Source organism: Kribbella swartbergensis (assembly GCF_054784135.1).
The window spans coordinates 563,383-589,349 of the sequence record NZ_BAAGPM010000027.1 but is presented as its reverse complement, the minus strand read 5'-3'; the positions used below and the strand labels follow the sequence as shown (position 1 = coordinate 589,349).

Genomic DNA, 25,967 nt, shown 5'->3' with positions numbered 1-25,967 from the left:
CCGTGCGTCGCCTGCTTCGAGTCGTCATCATCAGCGGAATCGCCCTCGCCACCGTCCTGTTGGTGATCGCCGGTACCGTCGTCTTCGTCGTCCGCCATTCCTTCCCGACGTACGACGGAACGATCGAGCTGACCGGTCTGGAAGCCGACGTCGAGGTGATCCGGGACGCGAACGGCATCCCGCAGATCTACGCGGACCGCCCGAGCGACCTGTTCGCCGCGCAGGGGTACGTCCACGCGCAGGACCGCTTCTTCGAGATGGACTTCCGCCGGCACGTCACGTCCGGCCGGCTGGCGGAGCTGTTCGGTCCCGACGCACTCGAGACAGACAAGTTCGTCCGCACGCTCGGCTGGCGCAGGGTGGCGGAGAAGGAACTCGGCCTGCTCAGCCCGTCCACCCGGCAGTATCTGGACGACTACGCCCGCGGCGTGAACGCGTACCTGGACACGCACAGCGGCTCCGCTCTCAGCCTCGAGTACGCCGTCCTGTCGCTGCAGCCGGGCGGCCTGCGGAACTACGTCCCGGAGAAGTGGACCGCGGCCGACTCGCTGGCCTGGCTGAAGGCGATGGCGTGGGACCTCGGCGGCAACATGGACGAGGAGATCACCCGGACGAGGCTGCTCGCGTCGTACTCGGCCCGCAACATCGAGAGCCTCTACCCGCCGTACCCGTACGGCCGGAACGAGCCGATCATGGCCACCGGCTCGGTCCGGGACGGCAAGTTCTCCACCGCGCCGATCGCCTCCGAGGCGCGCCGCGGGATGCTGACCCAGGACCTGCTCAAGTCGCTCGACACCGTCGACAAGGTGGCCAAGGGTCTCCCGCAACTCCTCGGCCGCGGTGACGGCCTCGGTTCGAACTCCTGGGTCGTCTCCGGCGACCACACCGCCACCGGCAAGCCGCTGCTGGCCAACGACCCACATCTCGGCGCGACCATGCCGGGGATCTGGACCCAGGTCGGCCTGCACTGCAACACCGTCAGCCGGTCCTGCCCGTACGACGTCTCGGGCTTCAGCTTCTCCGGGTTGCCCGGTGTGGTGATCGGCCACAACAACGCGATCTCCTGGGGTTTCACCAACCTCGACCCGGACGTCACCGACCTCTACCTCGAGCGCATCGACGGCAACAACGTGCTCTACAACAACAGGTGGCGCGCGATGGCGACCCGCGAGGAGACGTTCAAGGTGGCCGGCCAGGACGAGCCGGTGAAGATCACCGTCCGCGAGACCCGGCACGGCCCGCTCATCTCGGACGTCGGCGAGGACCAGCGTGAGACCGGTGAGCTGGCCGCCAAGCAGGGCAAGAACCCGACGGCGTACGGCGTCGCGATCCAGTGGACCGCGCTGAACCCGGGCCGCACCGCCGACGCCCTGTTCGCGATGAACCGGGCCCAGAACTGGACCCAGTTCCGGGCCGCCGCGCAGCTGTTCCAGGTCCCCTCGCAGAACCTCGTGTACGCCGACACCGCCGGGCACATCGGCTACCAGGCGCCCGGTCTGATCCCGATCCGCAAGACCGGCCGGGGCGACTGGCCGGTGCCTGGCTGGGACCCGAAGTACCACTGGGCCGGGTACATCCCGTTCGATGCGTTACCGACCGAGTTCGACCCGGCCGACGGCATCATCGTGACCGCCAACCAGGCCGTGGTGCCGCGGACGTACACGCACTACCTGACCAACGACTGGGACTACGGCTACCGCTCGCAGCAGATCCTCGACCGGATCAAGGCCGCCGGGGAGCTGGACGCGAACGCGATGGCGTCGATCCAGCTGGACACCAAGAACCGGGCCGCCGAGATGCTGGTGCCGCATCTGCTCCAGATCGCCATCGACGACGACTTCGAACGCCAGGGTCAGGACACGCTGCGGAACTGGGACTTCACCCAGCCGGCCGACTCTGCGGCGGCGGCGTACTTCAACGTGGTCTGGCGGAACGTGCTCGCGCTGACGTTCCACGACCAGCTCCCGCAGAGCGCCTGGCCGGACGGCGGCTCCCGCTGGTTCGAGGTGATCCACACGCTGCTCGCGCAGCCGAACAGCGCCTGGTGGGACAACATCGGTACGCCGCAGCACGAGAACCGTGACGACATCCTGCGGGAGGCGCTGGTCGACGCGCGGGAGGAGATCACGCAGAAGATGGCGCGTGACCCGTCCAACTGGCAGTGGGGCCGCCTGCACCAGCTCACACTGACCAACCAGACGCTCGGCAAGTCCGGTATCGGCGTGGTGGAGAAGCTGTTCAACCGCGGCCCGTACGAGCTGGGTGGCGGCTCGTCGATCGTCAACGCGACCGCATGGGACGCGTCGAAGGGCTACACGGTGACCGCGACCCCGTCGATGCGGATGGTCGTCGACCTGTCCGACTTCGACAAGTCGCGATGGATCAACCTGACCGGTGTGTCCGGGCACGCGTTCTCGTCCAACTACACCGACCAGACAGACCTGTGGGTGCGTGGCGAGACCCTGCCGTGGGCGTACACCAAGGGAGCCGTCGAGGCGACCCGCGAGCACACGGTGACCTTCACCAAGCCGGAGTCGTAGTCACCACGCCGGCGCGGCGGTCTCCGCGAACAACCCCTCGGGCCAGGTCCACAGTGCCCGTTGGGTGAGCAGGATCGAGATCGTCCGGTCCGCCGGAATGGTCGACCAGAGTGTGCCCAGTCCGCCGGCCCAGCCGTAGCGGTCGCTGCTGACCGACAGCCCGTAGCCCCACCCGGTGTCCGGGCCGAGGAAGTCGGCAGCCGCCGTACGCTGTCCCGCCGTCAGGTGGTCCGTCGTCATCTCTGCCACGGCCGCCGGCGACAGGATGCCGTGTCCACCGGCCAGCAGCATCCGGGCGAACGCGTGGAAGTCGTCCGCCGTCGAGATCAGCCCGCCACTCGCATCCGGGAACGACGGTGGCTCCAGCCACTGGCTCCCAGCCGCTGGGTCGAGCAGGTCCTCACCGACGTACGCCGTGGTCAGTCGAGACGGGTCCGACGCGGTGAAGCCGGTGTCACGCATCCCGAGCGGCTCGAACAGCCGCTCACGCAGGAACTCCTCCAGCGGCTGCCGAGTGGCCCGTGCGAGCAGGACGCCGAGCACGTGCGAGCCGGTCGAGTACATCCACCGCTGACCCGGCTGGTACTGCAACGGCAGCGTTCCGAACCGTCGCATCCACTCTTCCGGCTCGAGTGAAGTCCGCGGCAAGGGCGGTCCGAACGTCCGCAGTCCCAGCTCCTCCTCCCGCTGCCGGATCGCCGGGTTGTCCGACTCACCCAGCCCCAATCGGAACGTCAGCAGGTCCCGGAGCGTGATCGGCCGCTCGGCTGGAACGGTGTCGTCCAGTGGTCCGTCCGGATGACGGAGTACGACGGGATCCGCCAGCTCGGGCAGCAGGTCGTCGACCGGCGTGTCCATGGACAGCCGGAGCTCGTCGACCAGGATCATCGCCGCGGCCGCGACGATCGGCTTGGTGAACGACGCGACCCGGAACAGACTGTCCCGCTGCATCGGCGGACCGTCGAAGGCGGTGTGGCCCAGCACCTCGACTCGGGTCTCGTCGGCATGGCTCACCAGGGAGACCAGTCCGGGCAGAGTCCCGTTGTCGACGTACTCGCTCAGCATCAGCCCAGTCCACCAGCCAACGGTGTGTCCCGCCATTGCCCCACGAACATCCGGATGGCATCGGCCAGCGCGGGCAGCTGCGGCACCATCCGGGTGCACGCGATGAGCTGCAGCACGCGCGCCGTGTCCATGACCTGCTGGACTCGGGTGTCCAGCACCGGCCGCCCCAGAGCCTCCGCAGCCTCGTTGTAGACCTTCCCGAGGTCAGGACCGAACCCGGCCATGTCCCACTCGGGCGGACCGAGCGTCACGTCCTCGAAGTCCGACCACAGCACGCCGTCGGCCGTCGGGATCACGTTGTACGACGGAGCGTCGCCATGGATCGTCTGGATCGTCGCCGACGGGAAGACGGCCTCGAACTCGGCCTGGCTCGTCAACATCGGTCCCAGCACGTCCCACTCGGCCCGTGCCCGGTCCACATCCTCCTGCTCCAGCAGACCCGGCACAGCCTCCAGCTCGGCGAGAGCCCGCGGCACGGCGAGCAGCGGCGTCATCCACGGCAGCTCAGCCGGGTACGACGCCAGTACGGCGTGCAGCTCGGCAGCCCGGGTGGTCCAGGCGATGTAGTCGGGTTCGGCGGACTTGTCCTGCTCCACGTACTGCCAGAACGTCATCGAGAACCCGTCCTGCCGCACCGGCTCGCGCGGTACCAGCGGGCTCGGCGCGGTCACCGGCTTGCCCTGCTCCGCCAGCCAGCCGGTCACGTCCAGTTCCCGCTGCATCCGTCGTACGGCGACCTCCGGGTCCATCAGCGGGGGCGGCAGAGTCATCGGGACCCGTGCGACCACCGGTGACGGCTTCAGGTGCACCACCACGGAGAACGCGTCGTACAGAACCGTCGGGTCGGTGACAGTCAGGCCCAGGCGCCGTCCGGCAGTTGCGGCGGCTTGTACCGCGTTCTCAGTCATCCAGCGATCTTCTCAGGACGATCAACCGATTTGGCGTCAGCGCCGCGTGCACGGGGTGGTCGTGCTCATCGGACGGAAGCGCGTCGAAGACCTCTGAGTCGTACACCGCGGCCCAGATCGGCGTACCAGGGCCGACACGGGCGAGAGCACGGTCGTACGAGCCGCCGCCGCGCCCGAGGCGCGCACCGTCGCGTGCGACGGCCAACGCCGGGCAGATGACCAGGTCGGCGGTGGCGATGGCGTCCGGGCCCAGGTCGACCGGCGGCTCGGACAGGCCGAGTCGGCCGGGGACCAGGTCGGCGGCTCCGGGTGCGGTGCCCCAGCCGAGGTCGTTGTCGGCGTACAGGATCGGCAGCAGCACCTCACGGCCGGCAGCCAGCAGCCAGTCGATCAGGGCACCGGTCTGCGGCTCGGCACCCCTCGACACGTACAGAGCGATCCGCCGCGCCTCCTGCACTTCTTGCTGTGAGCGGGCGCTCGTCAGCAGGTCTTCTGCATGCGGCCTGGCTTTCCGGGCACCGAGCAGGTATTGCCGTGCCACGGCCTTCGACGGGAACACAGCCCGATCGTATGCGGCGTGACGCGGATAACAGGGCGATCACCTCGAGTCCCATAGGGTTGTCACATGAGTGAGGCAGGTCTACGACAAGCGCAGGAGAAGATGCGCGCGGCCGGCGCCGCCGACGTCGCGATCCGCGTCTTCACGCACTACTACCGGCTGCTCGAATCCGGCCAGCAGGGCACGATCCGCGAGGACGACATCGAGCCGGTCGGCGACCTACCGCACCTGGACCACCTCGACTTCGACGCCGAGGCGATGCGCTCCGCACTGGCCGAGACGGTCGTGATCAAGCTCAACGGCGGGCTGGGTACGTCGATGGGCGTCACCGGGCCGAAGTCGGCGCTGCCGGTCAAGGACGGGCTGAGCTTCCTCGACATCATCGCCCGGCAGATCCTGAGTACGCGCAAGGAGTACGACGTACCGCTGCCGCTGGTGCTGATGAACTCCTTCCGCACCAAGGAGGAGTCGCTGCAGATCCTGAGCGAGTACGACGGCCTGCGGGTCGACGGCATCCCGCTCGACTTCCTGCAGAACATGGAGCCCAAGCTGCTCGCCGACGACCTGACGCCGGCCGAGTGGCCGGCCGACCCGGAGCTGGCCTGGTGCCCGCCCGGCCACGGCGACCTGTTCACCGCGTTGGTTGCCTCCGGCACCCTCGGCGCACTGCGCGAGCACGGGTTCCGGCACGCGTTCATCTCCAACGCCGACAACCTCGGCGCCACCCCGGACGGCCGGATCGCGGCCTGGATGGCCGAGCACGACGTCCCGTTCGGGATGGAGGTCTGCCGCCGGACCAGGTCGGACCGCAAGGGCGGGCACGTCGCGGTGCGCAAGTCCGACGGCCGGCTGATCCTGCGGGACAGCGCCCAGGTCGCCGAGGAGGACACCAAGCCCTTCCAGGACATCACCCGGCACAAGACGTTCAACACCAACAACCTGTGGATCGATCTGGACCGGCTGGCCGAGCTGATGGACGGGCACGACGGCATCCTCGGTCTGCCGATCATCGTGAACAAGAAGACCGTCGACCCGGCCGACCCGTCCTCGCCGAAGGTGATCCAGCTGGAGACCGGGATGGGGACGGCGATCGAGACCTTCGAGGGCTCGCAGGCGGTGCTGGTCGACCGCAGCCGGTTCAAGCCGGTGAAGACGACCAACGACCTGCTGGTCCTGCGCTCCGACGTGTACGAGCTGACCGACTCCGGTGACCTGACCACGACCCACGAGGGCGACGAGCCGTACGTCGACCTGGATCCGGAGTACTTCAAGATCCTGGCCGACTTCGAGGCGCGGTTCCCGGCCGGGCCGCCGTCGCTGGTCCGCGCCGACCGGCTCGAGGTGCGCGGCGACGTTGCCTTCGGCAAAGATGTGACCGTGATCGGCGACGTCGAGATCACGGCGCCCGACGGCGAGCGGCGGGAGATCCCGGACGGCGCCGAGCTCCGCGGCTGACGCTTCGTACTGGGGGACCGAGTGGACGACCTGCTGATCCGGCCGATGGAGCCGTACGACACCGACGAGGCGGCCCGGCTGTGGTGGCGGTCGCGGCACGCGGACGGCACGCTGCTGCCGCCCGCGATCCACACCTTCGACGAGGTCGCGACCTGGTTCGCCGACGTACTCCTGCCGGACGCGCAGACCTGGGTCGCGCTGGACGACGGCCGGATCGTCGCCGTGCTGACCCTCGACGGTGACGATCTCGACCAGTTGTACGTCGACCCGGACGCGCACGGCCAGGGCATCGGATCCACCCTGGTCGACCTCGCGAAGGACCTCCGCCCCGGCGGTCTGGCGCTGTGGACCTTCCAGTCCAACACCGCGGCGCAGTCGTTCTACGCTCGCCACGGCTTCACCGAGGTACGCCGTACGTCGGGAGCCGGGAACGAGGAGAAGGCCCCCGACATCCGGATGACCTGGGGGAACCACCCCGAATCCACCGGCTGAGACCCGGCGGCGCCCTTGGATTAGGGTCGGGGCGTGAGACGGAGTGTGGATGAGCATCTGGAAGTCGTGCTGGGGAGGGTCCGGCCGCTGCCGGCGTTCGATCAGCCGTTGATGGAGGCTGTCGGGCTGGTGCTCTGCGAGGACGTCGTCTCGGGGGTGAGCCTGCCGGGGTTCGACAACTCCGCGATGGACGGGTACGCCGTTCAGGCCGCCGACCTGGCCGGGGCGTCGCCGGACAACCCGATCGCGCTGCCGGTGGTCGGCGAGATCGCGGCCGGCCGGGTCGAGCCGATCGTGGTGACCCCGGGGACCGCTGTCCGGATCATGACCGGCGCCCCGATGCCACGCGGCGCGGACAGCGTCGTACCGGTGGAGTGGACCGACGGGGGTACGGCGACGGTGCGCGTCACCCAGCAGCCGGCCCGCGGAGCGTCCGTCCGGTACGCCGGTGAGGACGTGAAGGCCGGGGAGAAGGTCCTGGACGCCGACACGGTCCTCGGGCCCCGGCAGATCGCCGTACTGGCTGCTGTCGGCCGGGCCCGGGTGAAGGCGCGGCCGCGGCCCCGGGTCGTTGTGGTGTCGACCGGCGCCGAGCTGCGCGAGCCGGGGACCAGGCTGGGCGAGGGGCAGATCTACGACTCGAACAGCTACGCGCTGGCCGCGGCGGCGCGTGACGCCGGTGCGGTGGTCTACCGCGTCGGCATCGTCGGCGACGACCCGAAGCGGATCATGGACACGCTGTCCGACCAGCTCGTCCGCGCCGACCTGGTGATCACCACCGGCGGGGTGAGCATGGGCGCGTACGACGTCGTCAAGGAGGTCCTCACCAAGACCGGCACGGTCGACTTCGCCCAGGTCGCGATGCAGCCGGGCAAGCCGCAGGGGTTCGGCGTACTCGGCGAGGACGAGGTCCCGATCTTCACGCTCCCCGGCAACCCGGTGTCGGCGTACGTGTCGTTCGAGGTGTTCGTCCGGCCCGCGCTGCGGAAGCTGATGGGTCAGATGCCGTACCGCCGCCGGCCGGTCCGGGGCGTGTCGCTGGACAGCTTCAGCTCGCCCGCCGGGAAGCGCCAGTTCGTCCGCGCCGCGGCCACCTCCGGCGACGAGGGCTGGATGGCCAGTACAGTCGGCGGGCACGGCTCACACCTGCTCGGCGGGCTGAGCCGCTCGAACGCATTGATCGTGGTACCGGAAGACGTGACGTCGGTCCGAGCCGGAGATCAGGTGGACCTGTGGCTGCTGGACGAGGAGACCGGATGACGGACGATCGGGGCGCGACGCCCGGCGCCGGGCTGACCCATGTGGACGAGACCGGGGCGGCGCGGATGGTCGACGTGTCGGCCAAGGAGGCCGGCAGCCGCCGTGCCGTTGCCAGCGGCAAGGTTTTGGTCTCGGCCGAGGTGGTCGCGGCGCTGCGCGGGGACGGGGTGCCCAAGGGCGACGCGCTCGGTGTCGCCCGGATCGCCGGGATCATGGGCGCCAAGCGGACCCCCGACCTGATCCCGCTGTGTCATCCCATCGCGATCACTGGCGCGAAGGTCGACCTCGAGGTCGCCGACGACGCCGTACTGATCACCGCCGCGGTGAAGACCACCGACCGCACCGGTGTCGAGATGGAGGCGCTCACCGCGGTCGCCGTCGCCGGTCTCGCGGTGATCGACATGGTGAAGGCGATCGACCCGGCCGCGGTGCTGTCCGACGTACGCGTCGAACTGAAAGAAGGCGGCAAGACAGGGCACTGGGAGCGGCCGTGAGAGCCCTGGTCGTCAGCGTCTCCAACCGCGCCGCCGCCGGGGTCTACACCGATACCACCGGCCCGCTGATCGCGTCCCGGCTGACCTCATGGGGTTTCGAGGTCACCGGTCCGCAGGTCGTGCCCGACGGGGCTCCGGTCGGCGACGCGCTCCGGGCCGGCGTCTCGGCGTCGTACGACGTGATCCTGACGACCGGCGGCACCGGCATCTCACCGACCGACGAGACACCCGAACAGACTGGTGCCGTGCTCGACAAGGTCGTCCCCGGAATCGCTGAAGCGATCCGGGCGTACGGCGTGGCGAACGGCGTACCCACCGCTGCGTTGTCGCGAGGACTTGCGGGCGTCGCGGGTATGACGATCATCGTGAACCTGCCCGGGTCGCGCGGCGGTGTGAAGGACGGGCTGACGGTGCTGGAGCCGTTGCTCCGGCATGCGGTCGACCAGGTCCGCGGCGGTGACCACGTCAGGACGGACAACGACTGATGGCAATCGTCCGCTGGCCGGTCGAGCTGCGGCACGGACAGGTCGCACTCCGGCCGTTGCGCGCCGGCGACGGCGCCGAGTGGGCGGCGGCGCGGCAGCGCAACGTGAGCTGGCTGCGTCCTTGGGACGCTACCCAGCCGCCCGGCGCGGAAGACGGCGCGCGGACGTTCCGCGCGATGGCGCGCGACTGGAACCGGCAGGCGCGGTACGGCCGGATGCTGCCGTTCGTCATCACGTACGGCGGTGCGGCCGGAGTCGGGTCGCGATCGAAGTGGCCGCTGGTCGGACAGCTGACGGTGTCCGGGATCACCTACGGCTCCGCGCGCTGGGCGAACCTCGGCTACTGGGTCGACGAGCAGTACGCCGGCCGCGGCATCGTGCCGACCGCGGTCGCGCTGGCCGCCGACCACTGCTGGTTCACCCTCGGCCTGCACCGGATCGAAGTCGCGATCCGCCCCGAGAACAAGGCGAGTCTGCGCGTCGTCGAGAAGCTCGGCTTCCGGTACGAGGGCGAGCGGCCGCGGTTCCTGCACATCGACGGCGACTGGCGCGACCACCTCATCTTCGCGCTCAACGTGGAGGAAGTCGGACACGGTCTCGTAGCGCGACTGCCGTGATCACGGAGAGTCGCTATTCACATCAGTCACACGAGTCTTCTTGCGACACACCGACAGACATGCCTCATCTGGCCCTCCCTGGGTCTTAGCGTCGTCGCATGGGGACGACAGGACTGATCTATGTGGCGATCGTCGCCGCGTGGGCCGCCTACCTCGTCCCGATGCTGCTGAAGCGAGGCGACGAGGCCCGGCGACCGCCGGTGGCGTCGTCCGATGCGCGGGTGCTCTCGCGCGACCCGTCGCGGCCGCGGTACGTCGTACGCCCGGCTGGAGCTGGTGCTGCTAGTGCTGGTCCCGTGCCGGACGAGGACCTGCCGCCGCCTCGGCCGCGGTACGTCCCCAACCGCGCCCGCCGGGTGGCCGCCATGCGCCGCCGGCGGGTCCTGTCGATCCTGACCCTCTCGCTGTTGTCGGTGACCGCACTCGCCGGCCTGCAGATCCTGCTGTGGTGGACGGTCGCGATCCCGGGTTCGCTGATCGTCGCGTTCGTCGTACTGACGCGGGTTCAGTTGCGGCGCCAGGCCCGTGAGCGCGCCCGCCTCGCCGCCGAACGGCGTGCCCGCGCCAAGGCCCGGCACGACCGCGGCCCGGCCGGCAAGCCCGCGCCCGCACCCTCGCCGTCTCCGTCTCCGGATGAGGAGCTGACCATCGAGGTGAAGCTCCCCGCGCAGCCCGTGGTGTCGAAGCCGCCGGTGCCCGCGGAGGGCCTGTGGGACCCGGTGCCGGTGACGCTGCCGACGTACGTCATGAAGGAGAAGGCTCCCGACCGCACGGTGCGCACCATCTCCCTCACCGACGACGCGGTCTTCTCCTCGGCCCGTACGACGGACCCCGCCGAGAAGCCCGCCGAACCGGTGGTGGAGACGCCCGTGGAGCCCGAGGTCAGGCGCGCGGTCGGCGACTGAAACCCGGTCGACAACCTCGGTTTTAACCAGCGACCATGTGCGTGTTAGAGTTTCGCGGTCGCCAGGGAAACCTGGCGAACCGCTCGGGGCTGTGGCGCAGTTGGTAGCGCGCTTCGTTCGCAACGAAGAGGCCAGGGGTTCGAATCCCCTCAGCTCCACCCGAACCAAGGCCGGTCCCAACAGGACCGGCCTTTCGCATGCTGTGGCTGACCCCACGCGTCCGCTACGCGAGCTCCTTCGTCGCACGCTCCCACCCACCCCCTTCTGCGCGGCTGCCGCCGCTCATCCAACCGCGCCGTGGTTCGGGCAACTGTGGTCAGTCCGACGCCGCCGCTACGCCCGCTCCTACGTCGCGTGCTCGCAGCTTGCTGCAGCCGCTCATTTGTCCCGACGTGGACGAGACGTGCTGTGTCGCGCGCTGCGGCGGGGTCGAGGCGGGGTGGTTGTTATTGCCAGCTGTTGGTTGGGATGAGGGCTTTGAAGTTGTGGGCCAGGATCTCGCGGTTGTTGCCGACGACAGCGACTACGCCGCCGTCCTTCATCGTGAAGCGGAGGACTGGCAGCCACTCGTCGTTGTCTGTCCTCAGCATGTAGTTCGGTTCGGGCGTGGGTGGTGCGGCGACGGGGCGGCCGAACTCCGAGCTCGACAGGATGGCCGCCGTCACGGCCGCGCGGGCCTCGAATTGTGCTGCCGACGCCGTCGAGCGTGCATTGACATCCGCCCGGACCATGATGGCGATGGCGATCGCGACGGCTGACGCCAGCAACGAGGCGGATCCGGTGAAGACGGCTCGCTGGACGACGTTCGCCGTACCGGTCGCTTCATCGGTGCCGACGCCGAAGCCCATCAAGCCGGTCAGGATCGCGCTGCCGCCACCGAAGGCGGCCACGATCATCGGCCACACCTTTCCCAGACTCGTCGCGCCGGCGGTGATGACCTGCAGGCTGGCAGGAGTCCCGAACAGATTGGCGCTTTCGGACTTCTTCTCGAGCAGTCGCAGGTCGACCAGGAACTGCTGTACCGGGGCGCTCAGGTCGTCCCCGTCGGCGTTGACGGCCTTGCCTGGCCACCGCACTTTCTCGTCGGTCATTCGTCTCCCCCTGTCCGCGCCATCCCCCCACGGCCGGCGCGCTCAAGGTGAGGGTGACAGCGTGTAGCCGGCTCGTCCAGGGGAGGACATCGTCCGGATCAGATTGTTACGCCAGCAACAGTCGGGCGTCGCGTGCGGCGGAAGCTAATCTTGACTCATTCCAGAAAACGCGACAGACTTCGGGCGTGCCGTCGGTTGAGGAGTTGCAGGGGTTGTTGCGGGGGGCTGACCTGCGGGTCACTCGGCCTCGGGTGGCGGTGTTGGGGGCTGTGTACGCGCTGCCGCATGCGGACACGGATTCGCTTATCGGTGCCGTGCGCAACGAAATTCCCGAGGTCTCGCATCAGGCCGTGTACGACGTACTGCGGGCGCTCACCGACAACGGGCTGGTGCGGCGGATCCAGCCGCACGGGCTGGTGGCCCGGTACGAGTCGCGGGTGGGGGACAACCATCATCACGTCGTCTGCCGGTCGTGCGGTGTGATCGCCGACGTCGACTGCGCGGTCGGTCATGCGCCCTGCCTGACCGCGTCCGACGACCACGGCTTCGTCATCGACGAGGCCGAGGTCATCTACTGGGGCCTCTGCTCCGACTGCTCCACACGAACTGCGTGACTTCCTCGAAACGTCCAGTCTGGAAGGAATTCGATGTCTGAAAACCACCCGCCGCTGCCGGCGGAAGCGACCACGGAAAGCCAGGGCAAGTGCCCGGTCGCGCACACCACTCGCGCGCCGCACCCGACCCAGGGCGGCGGCAACCGGGGCTGGTGGCCGGAGCGGCTCAACCTGAAGATCCTGGCCAAGAACCCGGCCGTGGCGAACCCGCTGGGTGAGGACTTCGACTACGCCGCCGAGTTCGCCACCCTGGACCTGGCCGCGGTGAAGCGGGACATCGCCGAGGTGCTGACCACCTCACAGGACTGGTGGCCGGCCGACTTCGGTCACTACGGCCCGCTGATGATCCGGATGGCCTGGCACAGCGCGGGCACGTACCGGATCAGCGACGGCCGCGGCGGTGCCGGTTCGGGGCAGCAGCGGTTCGCGCCGCTGAACAGCTGGCCGGACAACGGGAACCTGGACAAGGCCCGCCGGCTGCTGTGGCCGGTCAAGAAGAAGTACGGCCAGAAGATCTCCTGGGCCGACCTGATGATCCTGACCGGCAACGTGGCGCTGGAGTCGATGGGCTTCAAGACGTTCGGGTACGCCGGTGGACGTGCGGACGTGTGGGAGCCGGACGAGGACGTCTACTGGGGTCCGGAGACCACCTGGCTGGGCGACGAGCGCTACACCGGTGACCGCGAGCTGGAAAGCCCGCTGGGTGCGGTCCAGATGGGCCTCATCTACGTGAACCCGGAAGGCCCGAACGGCAATCCGGACCCGCTGGCCGCGGCCCGCGACATCCGGGAGACCTTCGGCCGGATGGCGATGAACGACGAGGAGACGGTCGCGCTGATCGCCGGCGGCCACACGTTCGGCAAGACCCACGGCGCCGGCCCGGCCGAGCACGTCGGGGTGGAGCCGGAGGGTGCGCCGATCGAGGCGCAGGGCCTGGGCTGGAAGAGCACGTACGGCTCGGGCAAGGGCAAGGACGCGATCACCAGCGGCCTCGAGGTCACCTGGACGACGAAGCCGACGCAGTGGACCAACGACTTCTTCGAGATCCTCTTCGGGTACGAGTGGGAGCTGACCATGAGCCCGGCCGGCGCCCACCAGTGGGTGGCCAAGGACGCCGAGGAGATCATCCCGGACGCGTACGACGGCCCGAAGAAGAAGCCGACGATGCTGACCACCGACCTGGCGCTGCGCTTCGACCCGATCTACGAGCAGATCTCGCGGCGCTTCCTGGAGAACCCGGACGAGTTCGCGGACGCGTTCGCCCGCGCCTGGTTCAAGCTGACCCACCGCGACATGGGGCCGGTCGTGCGCTACCTCGGCCCGGAGGTCCCGAACGAGACGCTGATCTGGCAGGACCCGCTGCCGCCGGTCGAGGGTGAGCTCATCGACGCCGACGACATCAACGCGCTGAAGGCGCAGATCGCCGCGTCGGGCCTGTCGGTGTCGCAACTGGTCTCGACTGCGTGGGCGGCGGCGTCGTCGTTCCGCGGCAGCGACAAGCGCGGCGGCGCGAACGGCGCCCGGATCCGCTTCGAGCCGCAGAACGGCTGGGAGGTCAACAACCCCGACCAGCTCGCGCTCGTCCTGCGCACCCTCGAGGACATCCAGAAGTCCTTCAACTCGGCCGGCGGCAAGCAGGTCTCGCTGGCGGACCTGATCGTTCTCGCCGGTACGGCGGGTGTCGAGGTGGCGGCCCGGAACGCCGGGTACGACATCGAGGTCGGGTTCACCCCGGGTCGGGTCGACGCGACGCTGGAGCAGACCGACGTCGACTCGTTCGCCGCGCTCGAGCCGACGGCGGACGGGTTCCGCAACTACTACGGCAAGGGCAACCGGCTGCCAGCCGAGTACCTGCTGCTCGACAAGGCGAACCTGCTGAACCTGAGCGCACCGGAGATGACGGTGCTGGTCGGCGGTCTGCGTGTGCTGGGTGCGAACTACGACGGCTCCAAGCACGGTGTCTTCACCGAGAACCCGGGCACGTTGACGAACGACTTCTTCGCCAACCTGCTCGACCTGGGCATCGAGTGGAAGCCGGTCGACGACGAGTCGACGACGTTCGAGGCCCGCGACGCCTCGGGTGAGGTCAAGTGGACCGGAACCCGCGCCGACCTGGTCTTCGGCTCGAACTCCGAACTGCGCGCCCTCGCCGAGGTCTACGCCGCCGACGACGCCAAGGAGAAGTTCGTCAACGACTTCGCCACCGCCTGGACCAAGGTCATGGAACTCGACCGCTTCGACCTCCACCGCTGAGCGTCGTACCACTATCAGGAGACCGGCTCCCTCACCCCGAGGGAGCCGGTCTCCTCACGTCCGCGTGGCACCATGGTGGGTGCCGTCCGGCGGAAGGGGCTGTGCCATGCGGTTTCATCGGGATTGGGAGTCTGCGGGGGATCTCACGTTCAGTGATGTGTTTCTGGTGCCGAACCGGTCCCGGGTGGCGTCGCGGTTGGATGTGGATCTGTCCACCAGGGACGGCAGTGGGACGTCGATCCCGATTGTCGCGGCGAACATGACCGCGGTGTCCGGGCGGCGGATGGCCGAGACGATCGCGCGGTGCGGCGGGCTGGCGGTGATCCCGCAGGACATCCCGGTCGACGTGGTCGCCGAGGTGGTTGCCTGGATCAAGCAACGCGACACCGTGCACGACACCGCGCTGGTGCTGCCGCCGACCGGAACGGTGGGCGAGGCGCTGAACCTGCTACCGAAGCGCGGTCACGGCGCGGTGATCGTGGTCGACGGCGGCCGGCCGGTCGGCGTGGTCACCGAGGCCGACTGTGCGGGGGTGGACCGGTTCACCCAGCTGGACGCGGTGATGTCCCGCGAACTGCTGACGGTGCCGGCCGGGATCGACGCCGAGCACGCCTTCGACCTGCTCTACGACGGCCGGCATCGACTGGCTCCGGTGGTGGACACCGACGGGGCCATCGTCGGCATCCTCACCCGGCAGCGCGCGCTCCGGGCGACCCTGTACGAACCGGCCGTCGACGCGAACGGGAAGCTCCGGATCGCGGCCGCGATCGGGATCACCGGCGACGCCGAGCAGAAGGCGAAGGCCCTGCTCGACGTCGGCATCGACGTCCTGGTGATCGACACCGCGCACGGGCACCAGGAGCGGATGATCGAGGTGCTCCGGCTGGTCCGGGCTCTCGAGCCGAAGGTGCCGGTGGTCGCCGGGAACGTCGTCACCGCCGAGGGTGTCAGCGACCTGGTCGCGGCCGGTGCGGACATCGTGAAGGTCGGTGTCGGCCCGGGCGCCATGTGTACGACGCGGATGCAGACGGCTGTCGGCCGGCCGCAGTTCTCCGCCGTCCTGGAGTGCGCCGAGCGGGCCCGCCGGCTCGGCAAGCATGTCTGGGCGGACGGCGGCGTACGGCATCCGCGGGACGTCGCGCTGGCCCTGGCCGCCGGGGCGTCGAACGTGATGATCGGGTCGTGGTTCGCGGGCACCTACGAGTCACCCGGCGACCCGCACCGCGACAACGACGGCCGGATCTACAAGGAGAGCTTCGGGATGGCGTCGGCCCGCGCGGTCCGGTCGCGGACGTCGGAGGACACGCCGTTCCAGCGGGCCCGGAAGAGCTTCTTCGAGGAGGGCATCTCGACCGCCCGGATGTACCTCGACCCGGAACGGCCGAGTGTCGAGGACGTGCTCGACCAGATCGTCTCGGGTCTCCGCAGTTCCTGCACGTACGTCGGTGCCGCCAACCTGGAGGAGTTCCACGAACGGGCCGTCGTCGGTATCCAGACCGCGGCCGGTTACACCGAAGGCAAGCCGCTCGACACCAGTTGGTGACAGTGGCGTTCCGCCGTACGGCGATTTCCGCCGGGAAACGTTGCGTAAACGACTACGCAGCGTCTCATTCCCGGGGTGAGGTTGAGGGCACAACGATCTCATACGCCGGGCGATAGGCAGCCCCTGACACCAGATGGCACCTTGTAGGGAACGGGGTGGAGGGAGGACGCCGGGGGGTCGCCGGATCGCACAGGGGGCGTGGGATCGAGCGACGCGGGGGGTTCACGGCCCAGGCGTCCAGAACCGTGGTTGCGGGTGGTGGTTGCGCAGGTGTACCGAGGCTTGGGAGGGCGACTCGGGACCCCGCACCCCACCCGCGACCGCATTTCCGGCACGGGTACGCACCGTAATCCTGTGCGCGGCGCCGGTACTTGGTGAGAGAGTCGACTGCGTGACGGACGCAGCGAGGGCCGAGCCCGCGCCCGCGACTCTCGAGATCGCGTGTGACGAGTCCGGGTACGAAGGCGAGAAGCTCGTCGGTGGGGTGACCGACGTGTTCGCGCATGCGAGTGTGCGGATGGAGTCGGCGGCCGCGGCGGAGTGCATCCGGGAGTTGCGGCAGCGGATCCGGTCGCCGGCGACGATGTACAAGGCCGGGCATCTGCTTCGGTCGAAGCATCGGTCGGTGCTGCTGTGGTTGCTGGGACCCGACGGCCCGCTGCTCGGCAACGCGCGGGTGTTCCTGGTCGACAAGACCTTCTTCCTGGCCTCCGGGTTGGTCACCTTCCTCGGCGCGCGCCCTGAGCTGGCCCGGTTCCTGTACGACGCAGCCCGCCGTACTGCGGAAGGCGATGCCTTCCTCAGAGCGGCCAACGACTTCCTGCGGACCACGTTCCGCGACGAGCAACCGGTGGTGTCGCCGCTCGACCCGTTGATCCCGGCAATCGTGCGGGCGGTCGAGCACTGGGGTGCCGACGGCCGGCCGGTGGCGGTCGCCCATGACCGGCAGACCACGTTGTCGCCGGCACGGATCTTCACCCTCCGCCGGTCGGCCCCAGGCTTCGCCGGACTGCAGCAGGTCGACTCCTTTACGGACCAGCGAGTGCAGGTTGCGGACTTCCTGGCCGGCGTGGCCCGCAAGATCGCCTCGGACCAGCTGAAGGGCTCGGACGACGCCGAGGTCAGCGCGCTGCTCCGCCCGTACGTCGATTCGCAGTCACTCTGGATCGACGAATCCTCGTGGACCAGACTGAAGGGTTTAGGACTTGGCATCCGTCGGGCACCCGACGCATAGTCGAATGATCGATACAGCAGCAGGGGAGCCGGTGTCGTGGACGGTGACAAGGCGGCCGCCCCGCTGCGGGTTGATGCCGAAACCGCGATCATCCTGCGCGAGGCGTACCACAAGATCGAGGCGTTGTTCCGCGCCGACCACTACGGCCTGTACGACTACGTCCGGGTGGTGGCCGGCAAGATCGCCCGCGTCGACGCCTTCTTCGTGGGGCTGCTGCAGGGCAGCAGCCGGGTCCGCTATCCCTACGCGTACGACGACGGCCGCTACGTCGACCCGGACACGCACATCTTCGGTCCGAAGGGCCAGACCGCCTGGCTGCTGAAGCACCGGCAGACGTACCGGTTCGCGTACGACGGCGGCGTCGCGCTGCACGCCGGCATACCGCTCGGCGACACCGGCCGACGGTCGGAGGACGTGGTGACGGTACCGATCTTCCGGCCGTCCAAGGACGGTCCGGACCAGCTGTTCGGCATGCTGTCGATGCAGAGCTACGCCCCGAACAGTTACGACGACAACGCCGTCCGGGCGTTCGAGTGGCTGTGCGGCGTGGTCGAGCGCGTCCTGACGCGGGAAGGTGAGGACCGGGAGGCGTTGCGGCGGCTCCCGGCCGGCGACGCCGGGCCGAACCTGCTGACGTCGGACCACGTGATGGAGTACCTCGGCCACCGCATCGCGTCGATCCGGGAGGTCGCCTACGAGGCGATGAACGAAGCCGACGTGACCGCGGCGGTGCAGAGCCACCTGACCCGGATTGTGGACGCCACCGAGCACATCCAGTCCGAGCTGATCGAGATGCTGATGGACACCGACGAGGGGCCGGAGCGACGGTTCTCGAGTCTGACCAAGGCTCAGCAAGGGGTCGCGGTCCGGCTGGTCGACGGCTTCGACAACGACCAGCTCGCGGCCGAGCTCGGCATCAGCCTCAACACCGTGAAGACGCACCTGAGCGCGATCCTGCGCAAGTACGGCATGGCGAACCGCGCCCAGGTCGCCGACGACGTCCGCCGATACCTGGCCCGCTGAGGTCTTGGCCAAGCAGCGCGCGCTTCCTCGACGGCACCTTCAGGAGCCTCGGCGCCGACGCGCCTCACCGTCACCAGCGGTTGGGTTACCGGGTCTTCTGGCCGGTGGCGTAGGCGTCGGCGTACTCCGGTGCCGGCGGGATGGGGGTGATGACGTCGACCAGGGTGCCGCTCGGGTCCACGATCATGAAGTGCCGTTGCCCGAAATCCTCGTCGCGGAGGGCGAGCGGCATTGGGAGTCCGGCGGCGCGGGCGTGCTCGTGGACGGCGTCGACGTCGTCGACCTCGATCGCCACCAGGAATCCCGCCGGCCGCCGTCGGAACGCTTCGGGCACGCTGGAGTGCTCCCGCTCGACGATGCCGAGCTGCGGCCGCGCGCCGGCGGGCGCCTCCAGTTGGACGTACCAGCCGCTGTCGAACACCACGGCGAAGCCGAAGAGGTCGACGTAGAAGTCCCGGGTCGCGGCGACGTCGTCGGCGCAGATTGTCGGGAAGATGCCGGTGATCATGGCTGCGGATCCCTTCACGATGTTCGGTGACGCGATCCACCCTGCGCCCTCCGGTAACGGGAGGGTCAAGCTGCGCCGTGGCGCTCCGCCGCCGCCTGACCAACCCGCCGTTCGACTCCGACTGCGGGCTAGTACGAGCGGGCGACGTACGCGGTCAGGCCGGTCTCGTTGTCGTCGGTCGGCAGCGTGCCGTCCGGGCGCTGGAGGCAGCGGACGGTGATGCCCGCCGCGGCCAGCTTGTCCTCGCCTTCCTCGCCGACGACGTCGTACGGCAGGCTGGCCCAGCCGGAAGCGGCCGCTTCCACGGCTTCGTCGACGCTGGAGACGGCCGTCGTCCGTGCGGCGTGGCGAGCCGTCGCCTCCTCCAGCAGGTGCGCCTGGTCCGCGTTGATCGCGGCCACCACAGTGGAGGCGAGGTCCGGCAGGCCGACCGGTGACTTGCCCGAGTCCCGCAGCCGGCGCACGACCGTCGCCACGTTGCTGTCCAGATCGCGCGGCCCGAGCTCGATTCGGACCGGGACGCCCTTCAACTCCCAGTTCACCGCGCGCCGGCCGAACGGCTGGTCGGTGCGAACGTCCACGTCGACCCGCAGCCCGGCCGCGGTGAGCTCATCGGCGATGCGTCGAGCGGCTGAGATCACCTCGTCCTTGACGGCGAGTACGACGACCTGCGTCGGGGCGACCGACGGCGGGATGCGCAGCCCGTGGTCGTCACCGTGCACCATGATCAACCCGCCGACCATCCGCGTCGAACTGCCCCAGGAGGTCGTCCAGGCCAGCTCGCGCTGCCCGTCGCTCGACAGGTACCCGATGTCGAAGGCCCGGGCGAAGTTCTGCCCCAGCTCGTGCGCGGTGGCCATCTGCAGGGCTTTGCCGTCACCGGACATCGCTTCCAGCGTCATCGTGTTGATCGCCCCGGCGAACCGCTCGCGTCGGGTCTTCCGGCCGGCCAGGACCGGGATCGCCAGGACGTTCACCATCACGTCGCGGTAGACGTCGTACAGAATCCTGGTGGCGAAGGCACGAGCGTCCTCGGCGGTGGCGTGCGCGGTATGACCTTCCTGCCAGAGGAACTCGGTGGTCCGCAGGAACAACCGCGGCCGCAGCTCCCAGCGGACCGCGTTGGCCCACTGGTTGAGTAGCAGCGGCAGGTCACGGTAGCTCTGGATCCACTTCGCCATGTACTCGCCGATGACGGTCTCGGACGTCGGCCGGACCACAGCCGGCTCCTCGAGTTGCTTGCCTCCGGCATGCGTCACCACTGCGAGCTCGGGGCTGAACCCCTCCACGTGCTCGGCCTCACGGCGCAGGTAGCTCTCCGGGATCAGCAGCGGGAAGTACGCGTTGGCGGCGCCGGACGCCTTGATCCGCTGATCCAATGCCGCCTGCAACCGCTCCCAGATCCCGTACCCGTACGGTCGGATGACCATCGTCCCCCGCACCGGCCCGTTGTCGGCGAGCTCGGCCTTGGCGATCACGTCCTGGAACCACCGGGGAAAGTCCGTCGCCTGGTCGGCGAGTACGGATCGGGTCGCTGTCATGCCGGTCAGTGTAGGAATGGCGAAACCGTTGCCGCGACGTGTTTTCCGGTCACCCGGACAAGCGAAACGCCCGGTGACCACGCGGGTCACCGGGCGCTCGACAGGCCTGGGTCAGAGCGACGTCAGGGCGTTGTTCCAGGTCTGCGACGGGCGCATGACCGCGGCGGCCTTGGCCGGGTCGGGCCGGTAGTAGCCGCCGAGGTCGACCGGGCTGCCCTGGACGGCGAGCAGCTCGTCGACGATGGTCTGCTCGTTCGTCGCCAGCGTCTCGGCGAGTGGGCCGAACGCCTTGGCCAGCTCCGTGTCGTCGGTCTGCTTGGCGAGCTCCTGCGCCCAGTACAGGGACAGGTAGAAGTGGCTGCCGCGGTTGTCGATCCCGCCGACGCGGCGGGTCGGCGACTTGTCCTCCTCGAGGAACGTCGCGGTCGCCCGGTCCAGCGTGTCGGCGAGGACCTGGGCGCGCGCGTTGCCGGTCACCTGGGCCAGGTGCTCGAAGCTCGCGGCCAGGGCGAAGAACTCACCGAGGCTGTCCCAGCGCAGGTAGTTCTCCTTGACCAGTTGCTGCACGTGCTTCGGCGCCGAGCCGCCCGCGCCGGTCTCGAACAGGCCGCCGCCGGCCATCAGCGGGACGATCGACAGCATCTTCGCGCTGGTGCCGAGCTCGAGGATCGGGAACAGGTCGGTCAGGTAGTCGCGCAGCACGTTGCCGGTCACCGAGATGGTGTTCTCACCGCGGCGGATCCGCTCCAGCGACAGCTTGATCGCGTCCACCGGCGCCAGGATCCGCAGGTCCAGACCCTCGGTGTCGTGGTCGGCCAGGTACTCGTTGACCTTCGCGATCAGGTTCGCGTCGTGGGCGCGGGTCTCGTCCAGCCAGAACACCGCCGGGTCGCCGGTCGCGCGGGCCCGGGTGACGGCCAGCTTGACCCAGTCGCGGATCGGGGCGTCCTTGGTCTGGCAGGCGCGGAAGATGTCACCGGGTTGCACCGCCTGCTCCAGGACGACGTTGCCGGCCTCGTCGACCAGCCGGACCGTACCGGCGGTGGCGACCTCGAAGGTCTTGTCGTGCGAGCCGTACTCCTCGGCCTTCTGCGCCATCAGCCCGACGTTCGGCACCGAGCCCATCGTGGCCGGGTCGAACGCTCCGTTGGCCCGGCAGTCGTCGATGACGACCTGGTAGATGCCGGCGTAGCTGCTGTCCGGCAGCACCGCGAGGGTGTCGTGCTCCTGGCCGTCGGCGCCCCACATGTGACCGGAGGTGCGGATCATGGCCGGCATCGACGCGTCCACGATCACGTCGGACGGGACGTGCAGATTCGTGATGCCCTTGTCGGAGTCGACCATCGCCAGCGCCGGGCCGTCGGCCAGCTCGGCATCGAACGAGGCCTTGATCTCGGCGCCCTCGGGGAGCTCGGCCAGCCCGGACAGGATCGCTCCGAGCCCGTCGTTCGGGGACAGGCCGGCCTTGGCGAGCGTCTCGCCGTACTGCTCGAAGGTCTTCGGGAAGAACGCGCGGACCGCGTGGCCGAACACGATCGGGTCGGAGACCTTCATCATGGTGGCCTTCAGGTGCAGCGAGAACAGCACGTCCTCGGCCTTTGCCCGGTCGACCTGCCCGCTGAGGAACTCGCGCAGCGCGGCCACGTGCATCACCGAGGCGTCGACGACCTCGCCGGCCGCCACCGGGACCGCGTCGCGCAGCACCGTGGTGGTGCCGTCCTCGGCGACCAGCTCGATCCGGAGGGTGCCGTCGGCCTCGATCACGGTCGACTTCTCGGTGGAGCGGAAGTCGTCGTGGCCCATCGTCGCGACGTTCGTCTTCGACTCGGCGGTCCAGGCGCCCATCCGGTGCGGGTGGGCCTTGGCGTAGTTCTTCACCGAGGCGGGGGCGCGGCGGTCGGAGTTGCCCTCGCGCAGCACCGGGTTCACCGCGGAGCCCTTGATCTTGTCGTAGCGGGCGCGGATGTCGCGGTCCTCGTCGGTCTTCGGCTCGTCCGGGTACTCCGGCAGCGCGTAACCCTGGCTCTGCAGCTCCGCGATCGCGGCCTTCAGCTGCGGGATCGAGGCCGAGATGTTCGGCAGCTTGATGATGTTCGCCGCGGGCGTCTTGGCCAGCTCGCCGAGCTCGGTGAGCGCGTCGGCGATCCGCTGGTCCTCCTTCAGGTACTCCGGGAAGACCGCGAGGATCCGGCCGGCCAGCGAGATGTCCCGGGTCTCGACCGCGATCCCGGCCTGGCCGGCGTACGCCTGGATCACCGGCAGGAACGAGTACGTGGCCAGCGCCGGAGCCTCGTCGGTGTGGGTGTAGATGATGGTCGAGTCAGTCACCACGTGCTCCGCTTCCCTCTGCCAATGTCCGTCGATGCGTTCCCCACCCTAATAGGGACCCTGGCCCGCCCAGCCGGTACGTGTCCATGGTCACGCTCCGTCGAGCTCGTCCGGGTGGGCCAGCTTGATCTGCAGGGCGGAGGCGAGCGCGGTGGTGACGGCGAGCATGTCGATCGGGGAGGCGTTCGCGATGGTGGCACCGGCCAGGCTGCCGACGCCGCGGGTGCCGTCCCAGGTGCAGTCGACGAAGGTGGCGCCGCTCGCCTTCGCCTGGGAGAACTCGGCCGAGGTCAGGTCGCAGCGCTGGAACACCGTGCCGCTCAGGTCGGCCGAGATGAAGTCCGCGCTCTGCAGCCGGCAGTCGCTGAACTCGACCTTGACGAACTTCGCGAACCGGAACGACGCGAAGTCCAGCACGCTGTCGCGGACAGTGACGTGCTGGAGGCTCACCCCGGGCCCGGCGAACCCGGTCAGCCGGGACGAGGTGACCGCGAGCCGGGTGACGGCGGCGTCGGACCAGCGGGCGTTCGCAAGGTCGCACTGTGACAATTCGGTGTCGACCAGGATCAGCTTGTCCAGGTCCGAACCGGCCAGCTTGCAGCGGGTCAGCCGGCAGCCGCTCAGCTCGACGTGCTCGGCGACGACGTCGCTCAGGTCCACGTCCTCCAGCGCGAGATCGAGCCAGCGGGTCTCGTCGTCGATCTCGTCCGGCGTCGGCGACGCGGGGTCGAGGTGGGTGCGCAGCCGTGGTGCGGCGATCTTCATGAGCCGACCGTAGCCAGGGGTGCCGACAGTTCAGCGCGACCGGAGGTAGTGCGCCGCCGCGCCGATCAGCGCGGACCGCTCGGTGTCCTCGGTCGCCGAGACGTCGAACTCGAAGACGGACCGGACGAGGTCGAACGCCCCCGAGATCGAGCCGCCAAGCACCACCTTCGTCACCCCGAACCGCTCCAGCCACGGCGTCAGAGCAGCAGCCAGTACGCCGAACGCCGTGAGCAGCACGTCTCGCGCGTCGTCGGCGCCACCGCGCGCCCGCTCGGCGATCTCCTTCACCCCGATCTCCGGCTCCTCCGTGCCGGTCCGGGCGAAGTACGCACGCAGGATCGCCCGCGCGGAGATCCAGTCCTCCAGCGGCTTGCCGTCGTACGACGTCCTGTAGAGCTCACCGCCCGGCGGCACCGTCTCACCCTCGCGGACCACGCGTCCGTCGGCGAGGAACGCCGTACCGATGCCGGTGCCGATGGTGACGCCGACGCAGCGCTCGACGCCGCGGACCTCACCGGCCGTCCACTCACCGACCGCGAACGCCTCGGCGTCGTTCATGAACAGGATCTGGTCGAGGTCCAGCAGGTCGCGCAGGCCGTCGCCGACGTTGTGGCCGTAGAGGTTGTCGAACTTGCCCTGTCCGCGGTACCAGGCGACCCCGGTCGCGAAGTCGAACGGTCCCGGCAGCGCGACCGCCAGGCCGTTTGCCAACGGCAACTTCCGCGCCGCGGTGGCGAGGTCGTCCAGGACGAGCTCGGCCGCCTGCTGCGAATCCAGTTCGGATCGCTCCACCACGTTGGCGTCCCACGTGCCCGACGACACCACGGCGGCCGTCACATGGCTCCCACCGACCTCCAGAACCGCTACATCCATTCGGTCATCATGTCACTGCCCGTCGACAGGCCTTCGGAACTCCGTGCCGGCCGCTGTTCGTAGAGTGTCCGATAGACAACCGGGACTCGAGGGGGACTGGCGTTGGCCGCGCAGAGCAGTACGACGTCTGTGGTCGCGGCGCTGAGCGTCGTGGTCGCGGTGGTCGGGCATGCGCTCGCGGGTGGCGGGCCGGTGCCGCTCGGGGTGCTACCGCCGTTGCTGGCCCTGACGGGTGTCTGCTGGATGCTAGGTGAGTATCTGGCCGGCGAACGCCTGCTGTCCGCACTCGTCCTGGCCGGCGTGCAACTCTTCGTCCACGTGACGCTCGATGCGTCCCACACCGGACACGAAGGCATGCACCCGGGGATTCACGGCAGCCTGCTGATGACCGCCGCCCACCTGGCCGCGTTGATGGCCGGCGTCGCCGTCGTCAGCGGTGCCCACCGCTGGGTCTACCGCGTTCGGCGGATCTTCGCGCGCCTGCTGCCAAGGCTTCCTGTCCTGATTCCGGTACGGCGCCATGCCGCCGTACCTGCCGCAATGCCGTCGGCGCCTCGGCCGCTGCAGCGATGGCTGACCGCGAACGTTTCCCGGCGTGGACCGCCGGTCGCACGAGTGATCCCGATTCCTTCCTGACCGGGCCGCATCGCAACGCGGTCCGGTGAACTCGTGTGACCGCGAAAGGTCGTGTCATGTCCAAGAAGTACGTCCTGCGTGCCGCCGCTATCGCCGCGGTGTCCACGCTCGTCCTGGCTGGTGCCGCCACGTCGGCGTCGGCCCATGTCACGGTGTCGTCGCCGGACGCCAAGCCCGGCGGGTACGCCAAGCTGGTCTTCCGGGTCCCGACGGAGTCCGACACCACCAGCACCACCAAGCTCGTCGTCTCGCTGCCCGAGGAGCACCCGTTCGCCCACGTCGGGGCCCAGGTGAAGGACGGGTGGAAGGTGGAGAAGAAGACCGAGAAGCTGCCTGCGCCGATCAAGGTCGGCGACGTCAACCTGTCCGAGGCGGTCACCACGGTCACCTGGACCGCCACCGGGCCGGGCATCCCGCCGAACGACTTCGACGAGTTCGCCCTGTCCGTCGGCCGGCTGCCGGAAGGCGTCGACTCACTGAACTTCCCCGCCGACCAGACCTACAGCGACGGCGAGGTGGTCAAGTGGGCCGACGTCGCCAAGGACGGCGCCGACGAGCCGGAGCACCCGGCACCGACGCTGAAACTGGCCGCCGCGACCACTCCGGTCGCGGCGACGACCGCCGACGGCGACAGTGAATCCGACCCGGTCGCCCGTTGGCTCGGCGGCGCCGGGTTGGTCGCCGGCCTGCTCGGTCTCGCCTTCGGCCTGCGGCCGCGGAAGGCCGCGCCGGCCGTTGCCGCTGGTACGGCGGACGCCGGAAGGGCACAGTCGTAGTC

At 69.4% G+C, this 25,967-nt stretch carries 24 protein-coding genes and 1 tRNA gene; 16 read left to right on the top strand and 9 right to left on the bottom strand.

What is annotated here, in order from left to right; translation table 11 throughout:
* The first annotated feature begins 2 nt into the window (after positions 1-2).
* Positions 3-2,540: a penicillin acylase family protein gene (locus tag ACYVOK_RS29000; protein WP_460665730.1), complete on the top strand. Its 2,538-nt coding sequence runs from the start codon at positions 3-5 to the stop codon at positions 2,538-2,540.
* Here ACYVOK_RS29000 and ACYVOK_RS28995 read toward each other — a convergent pair whose 3' ends face one another.
* From ACYVOK_RS28995 to ACYVOK_RS28985, 3 genes are read right to left on the bottom strand one after another with little or no spacing between them, the layout of a single operon-like run.
* Positions 2,541-3,605, bottom strand: coding sequence for a serine hydrolase domain-containing protein (locus tag ACYVOK_RS28995; protein ID WP_460665729.1), 1,065 nt, complete (start codon positions 3,603-3,605; stop codon positions 2,541-2,543).
* Positions 3,605-4,513, bottom strand: coding sequence for a phosphotransferase (locus tag ACYVOK_RS28990; RefSeq protein ID WP_460665728.1), 909 nt, complete (start codon positions 4,511-4,513; stop codon positions 3,605-3,607). The genes ACYVOK_RS28995 and ACYVOK_RS28990 overlap by 1 nt, the downstream gene beginning before the upstream one ends.
* On the bottom strand, positions 4,506-5,072 hold the full coding sequence (locus ACYVOK_RS28985) for a 5-formyltetrahydrofolate cyclo-ligase (protein ID WP_460665727.1): 567 nt from the start codon (positions 5,070-5,072) through the stop codon (positions 4,506-4,508). The genes ACYVOK_RS28990 and ACYVOK_RS28985 overlap by 8 nt, the downstream gene beginning before the upstream one ends.
* Before the next feature lie 66 nt (positions 5,073-5,138).
* Between ACYVOK_RS28985 and ACYVOK_RS28980 the strand changes: the two genes are divergently transcribed.
* The 8 genes from ACYVOK_RS28980 to ACYVOK_RS28945 all read left to right on the top strand — a co-directional run bounded on the left by ACYVOK_RS28980 (position 5,139) and on the right by ACYVOK_RS28945 (position 10,938).
* The gene (locus ACYVOK_RS28980) at positions 5,139-6,527 is read left to right on the top strand and encodes a UTP--glucose-1-phosphate uridylyltransferase (RefSeq protein WP_460665726.1); all 1,389 of its coding nucleotides are present in this window, start codon (positions 5,139-5,141) and stop codon (positions 6,525-6,527) included.
* Positions 6,528-6,548: 21 nt separating this feature from the next.
* Positions 6,549-7,019, top strand: coding sequence for a GNAT family N-acetyltransferase (locus tag ACYVOK_RS28975; RefSeq protein ID WP_460665725.1), 471 nt, complete (start codon positions 6,549-6,551; stop codon positions 7,017-7,019).
* A 33-nt stretch (positions 7,020-7,052) separates the two neighbouring features.
* The gene (glp, locus tag ACYVOK_RS28970) at positions 7,053-8,279 is read left to right on the top strand and encodes a molybdotransferase-like divisome protein Glp (protein WP_460665724.1); all 1,227 of its coding nucleotides are present in this window, start codon (positions 7,053-7,055) and stop codon (positions 8,277-8,279) included.
* Positions 8,276-8,773, top strand: a complete 498-nt coding sequence (gene moaC / locus ACYVOK_RS28965) for a cyclic pyranopterin monophosphate synthase MoaC (protein ID WP_460665723.1) — start codon at positions 8,276-8,278, stop codon at positions 8,771-8,773. The genes glp and moaC overlap by 4 nt, the downstream gene beginning before the upstream one ends.
* Positions 8,770-9,258, top strand: a complete 489-nt coding sequence (locus tag ACYVOK_RS28960; RefSeq protein ID WP_460665722.1) for a MogA/MoaB family molybdenum cofactor biosynthesis protein — start codon at positions 8,770-8,772, stop codon at positions 9,256-9,258. The genes moaC and ACYVOK_RS28960 overlap by 4 nt, the downstream gene beginning before the upstream one ends.
* Positions 9,258-9,875 carry a GNAT family N-acetyltransferase gene (locus tag ACYVOK_RS28955; protein ID WP_460665721.1) on the top strand — a complete coding sequence of 206 codons (618 nt, stop codon included), beginning with the start codon at positions 9,258-9,260 and terminating at the stop codon, positions 9,873-9,875. Before ACYVOK_RS28960 ends, ACYVOK_RS28955 begins: the two co-directional genes overlap by 1 nt.
* Before the next feature lie 98 nt (positions 9,876-9,973).
* Positions 9,974-10,780, top strand: a complete 807-nt coding sequence (gene sepX / locus ACYVOK_RS28950; protein ID WP_460665720.1) for a divisome protein SepX/GlpR — start codon at positions 9,974-9,976, stop codon at positions 10,778-10,780.
* Between the two features lie 85 nt (positions 10,781-10,865).
* Positions 10,866-10,938 (top strand) — tRNA-Ala (locus ACYVOK_RS28945).
* A gap of 288 nt (positions 10,939-11,226) precedes the next feature.
* Here the strand turns inward: ACYVOK_RS28945 and ACYVOK_RS28940 are convergent.
* On the bottom strand, positions 11,227-11,871 hold the full coding sequence (locus ACYVOK_RS28940; RefSeq protein ID WP_460665719.1) for a hypothetical protein: 645 nt from the start codon (positions 11,869-11,871) through the stop codon (positions 11,227-11,229).
* 212 nt (positions 11,872-12,083) lie between these two features.
* Here ACYVOK_RS28940 and ACYVOK_RS28935 point away from each other — a divergent pair, with 212 nt between their 5' ends.
* The 5 genes from ACYVOK_RS28935 (at position 12,084) to ACYVOK_RS28915 (ending at position 18,538) form a co-directional block, all read left to right on the top strand.
* Positions 12,084-12,485, top strand: a complete 402-nt coding sequence (locus tag ACYVOK_RS28935) for a Fur family transcriptional regulator (protein WP_460665750.1) — start codon at positions 12,084-12,086, stop codon at positions 12,483-12,485.
* 33 nt (positions 12,486-12,518) lie between these two features.
* Positions 12,519-14,738 carry a catalase/peroxidase HPI gene (gene katG, locus ACYVOK_RS28930; protein ID WP_460665718.1) on the top strand — a complete coding sequence of 740 codons (2,220 nt, stop codon included), beginning with the start codon at positions 12,519-12,521 and terminating at the stop codon, positions 14,736-14,738.
* A gap of 106 nt (positions 14,739-14,844) precedes the next feature.
* Positions 14,845-16,281: a GuaB1 family IMP dehydrogenase-related protein gene (locus tag ACYVOK_RS28925; protein ID WP_460665717.1), complete on the top strand. Its 1,437-nt coding sequence runs from the start codon at positions 14,845-14,847 to the stop codon at positions 16,279-16,281.
* Between the two features lie 391 nt (positions 16,282-16,672).
* Positions 16,673-17,515 carry a hypothetical protein gene (locus ACYVOK_RS28920; RefSeq protein WP_460665716.1) on the top strand — a complete coding sequence of 281 codons (843 nt, stop codon included), beginning with the start codon at positions 16,673-16,675 and terminating at the stop codon, positions 17,513-17,515.
* A 36-nt stretch (positions 17,516-17,551) separates the two neighbouring features.
* Positions 17,552-18,538 carry a helix-turn-helix transcriptional regulator gene (locus tag ACYVOK_RS28915; RefSeq protein WP_460665715.1) on the top strand — a complete coding sequence of 329 codons (987 nt, stop codon included), beginning with the start codon at positions 17,552-17,554 and terminating at the stop codon, positions 18,536-18,538.
* Positions 18,539-18,623: 85 nt separating this feature from the next.
* On the opposite strand, the gene ACYVOK_RS28910 is transcribed toward ACYVOK_RS28915, so the two are convergent.
* The 5 genes from ACYVOK_RS28910 to ACYVOK_RS28890 form a co-directional block, all read right to left on the bottom strand.
* Positions 18,624-19,046 carry a VOC family protein gene (locus tag ACYVOK_RS28910; RefSeq protein ID WP_460665714.1) on the bottom strand — a complete coding sequence of 141 codons (423 nt, stop codon included), beginning with the start codon at positions 19,044-19,046 and terminating at the stop codon, positions 18,624-18,626.
* Positions 19,047-19,174: 128 nt separating this feature from the next.
* Positions 19,175-20,587 carry a proline--tRNA ligase gene (gene proS / locus ACYVOK_RS28905; protein ID WP_460665713.1) on the bottom strand — a complete coding sequence of 471 codons (1,413 nt, stop codon included), beginning with the start codon at positions 20,585-20,587 and terminating at the stop codon, positions 19,175-19,177.
* Between the two features lie 111 nt (positions 20,588-20,698).
* Positions 20,699-22,915, bottom strand: a complete 2,217-nt coding sequence (locus tag ACYVOK_RS28900) for an NADP-dependent isocitrate dehydrogenase (RefSeq protein ID WP_460665712.1) — start codon at positions 22,913-22,915, stop codon at positions 20,699-20,701.
* 90 nt (positions 22,916-23,005) lie between these two features.
* A complete protein-coding gene (locus ACYVOK_RS28895) occupies positions 23,006-23,680 on the bottom strand; it encodes a pentapeptide repeat-containing protein (protein WP_460665711.1) in 675 nt (224 codons plus the stop codon).
* Positions 23,681-23,710: 30 nt separating this feature from the next.
* On the bottom strand, positions 23,711-24,553 hold the full coding sequence (locus ACYVOK_RS28890; protein WP_460665710.1) for an ROK family protein: 843 nt from the start codon (positions 24,551-24,553) through the stop codon (positions 23,711-23,713).
* 102 nt (positions 24,554-24,655) lie between these two features.
* Here ACYVOK_RS28890 and ACYVOK_RS28885 point away from each other — a divergent pair, with 102 nt between their 5' ends.
* Together ACYVOK_RS28885 and ACYVOK_RS28880 are read left to right on the top strand one after the other, a co-directional pair.
* Complete coding sequence (locus tag ACYVOK_RS28885) at positions 24,656-25,189, top strand: hypothetical protein (RefSeq protein ID WP_460665709.1); 534 nt, start codon at positions 24,656-24,658, stop codon at positions 25,187-25,189.
* A gap of 56 nt (positions 25,190-25,245) precedes the next feature.
* Entirely contained in the window at positions 25,246-25,965 is a 720-nt protein-coding gene (locus ACYVOK_RS28880; RefSeq protein WP_460665708.1) for a YcnI family copper-binding membrane protein, read from the top strand.
* Positions 25,966-25,967: the final 2 nt, after the last annotated feature.

Bases quoted from the DNA above. Each gene is read 5' to 3' on its own strand.
- ACYVOK_RS28995 (WP_460665729.1), bottom strand. From the start codon at position 3,605: ATGCTGAGCGAGTACGTCGACAACGGGACTCTGCCCGGACTGGTCTCC.
- ACYVOK_RS28990 (WP_460665728.1), bottom strand. From the start codon at position 4,513: ATGACTGAGAACGCGGTACAAGCCGCCGCAACTGCCGGACGGCGCCTG.
- ACYVOK_RS28980 (WP_460665726.1), top strand. From the start codon at position 5,139: ATGAGTGAGGCAGGTCTACGACAAGCGCAGGAGAAGATGCGCGCGGCC.
- moaC (WP_460665723.1), top strand. From the start codon at position 8,276: ATGACGGACGATCGGGGCGCGACGCCCGGCGCCGGGCTGACCCATGTG.
- ACYVOK_RS28955 (WP_460665721.1), top strand. From the start codon at position 9,258: ATGGCAATCGTCCGCTGGCCGGTCGAGCTGCGGCACGGACAGGTCGCA.
- sepX (WP_460665720.1), top strand. From the start codon at position 9,974: ATGGGGACGACAGGACTGATCTATGTGGCGATCGTCGCCGCGTGGGCC.
- ACYVOK_RS28940 (WP_460665719.1), bottom strand. From the start codon at position 11,871: ATGACCGACGAGAAAGTGCGGTGGCCAGGCAAGGCCGTCAACGCCGAC.
- katG (WP_460665718.1), top strand. From the start codon at position 12,519: ATGTCTGAAAACCACCCGCCGCTGCCGGCGGAAGCGACCACGGAAAGC.
- ACYVOK_RS28925 (WP_460665717.1), top strand. From the start codon at position 14,845: ATGCGGTTTCATCGGGATTGGGAGTCTGCGGGGGATCTCACGTTCAGT.
- ACYVOK_RS28910 (WP_460665714.1), bottom strand. From the start codon at position 19,046: ATGATCACCGGCATCTTCCCGACAATCTGCGCCGACGACGTCGCCGCG.
- proS (WP_460665713.1), bottom strand. From the start codon at position 20,587: ATGACAGCGACCCGATCCGTACTCGCCGACCAGGCGACGGACTTTCCC.
- ACYVOK_RS28895 (WP_460665711.1), bottom strand. From the start codon at position 23,680: ATGAAGATCGCCGCACCACGGCTGCGCACCCACCTCGACCCCGCGTCG.
- ACYVOK_RS28890 (WP_460665710.1), bottom strand. From the start codon at position 24,553: ATGGATGTAGCGGTTCTGGAGGTCGGTGGGAGCCATGTGACGGCCGCC.
- ACYVOK_RS28880 (WP_460665708.1), top strand. From the start codon at position 25,246: ATGTCCAAGAAGTACGTCCTGCGTGCCGCCGCTATCGCCGCGGTGTCC.